The sequence below is a fragment of the Acinetobacter sp. SwsAc2 genome (genome assembly GCF_013391465.1).
In the GTDB taxonomy this organism is placed as follows: domain Bacteria; phylum Pseudomonadota; class Gammaproteobacteria; order Pseudomonadales; family Moraxellaceae; genus Acinetobacter; species Acinetobacter johnsonii.
This window is the reverse complement of sequence record NZ_JACBEZ010000079.1, coordinates 1-1,193: the sequence shown is the minus strand read 5'-3', so window position 1 is coordinate 1,193 and position 1,193 is coordinate 1. Positions and strand designations below refer to the sequence as shown.

1 protein-coding gene is annotated in these 1,193 nt (G+C 45.0%); it reads left to right on the top strand.

Annotation, left to right across the window (positions count from 1 at the left end):
* Position 1: 1 nt before the first annotated feature.
* Positions 2–1,192 (top strand): elongation factor Tu, encoded by a 1,191-nt coding sequence (tuf, locus tag HYI04_RS16725; protein WP_010325730.1) that lies wholly within the window; start codon positions 2–4, stop codon positions 1,190–1,192.
* Position 1,193: the final 1 nt, after the last annotated feature.

Genomic DNA, 1,193 nt, shown 5'->3' with positions numbered 1-1,193 from the left:
CATGGCTAAGGCTAAGTTTGAACGTAATAAGCCACACGTTAACGTGGGCACAATCGGTCACGTTGACCATGGTAAAACAACTTTAACAGCTGCAATTGCAACTGTATGTGCGAAGAAATTCGGTGGCGAAGCGAAAGACTACGCTGCAATTGACTCTGCACCAGAAGAAAAAGCACGTGGTATTACAATTAATACTTCACACGTAGAATACGATTCTCCAACTCGTCACTACGCACACGTAGACTGCCCGGGCCACGCCGATTATGTTAAAAACATGATTACTGGTGCTGCTCAGATGGACGGCGCGATCCTTGTATGTGCAGCGACTGATGGTCCAATGCCACAGACTCGTGAACACATCCTTCTTTCTCGTCAGGTTGGTGTACCTTACATTCTTGTATTCCTTAACAAGTGTGACCTTGTTGATGATGAAGAACTTCTTGAATTAGTAGAAATGGAAGTTCGTGAACTTCTTTCTACTTATGACTTCCCAGGTGATGACACTCCAGTTATCCGTGGTTCAGCTCTTCTTGCACTTAACGGTGACGCTGGTCAGTATGGCGAAGAAGCAGTTGTTGCGCTTGTTGACGCACTTGATACTTACATTCCAGAGCCAGTACGTGCAATCGACCAAGCATTCTTAATGCCAATCGAAGACGTATTCTCTATTTCTGGTCGTGGTACAGTAGTAACTGGCCGTGTAGAAACTGGTATTGTGAAAGTAGGCGAAGAAGTTGAAATCGTTGGTATCAAAGATACAGTTAAAACAACTGTAACTGGCGTAGAAATGTTCCGTAAACTTCTAGACGAAGGTCGTGCGGGCGAGAACTGTGGTGTTCTTCTACGTGGTACTAAACGTGAAGACGTACAACGTGGTCAAGTACTTGCTAAACCAGGTGCAATCAAGCCGCACACTAAATTCGATGCAGAAGTATACGTACTTTCTAAAGAAGAAGGTGGTCGTCACACTCCATTCCTTAACGGTTACCGTCCACAGTTCTACTTCCGTACAACTGACGTAACTGGCGCGATCAAATTACAAGATGGCGTTGAAATGGTTATGCCTGGTGACAACGTAGAAATGTCAGTAGAATTAATCCACCCAATCGCAATGGACCCAGGTCTACGTTTTGCGATCCGTGAAGGTGGCCGTACAGTTGGTGCTGGTGTAGTTGCTAAAGTAACTGCATAAT

Bases quoted from the DNA above. Each gene is read 5' to 3' on its own strand.
- tuf (WP_010325730.1), top strand. From the start codon at position 2: ATGGCTAAGGCTAAGTTTGAACGTAATAAGCCACACGTTAACGTGGGC.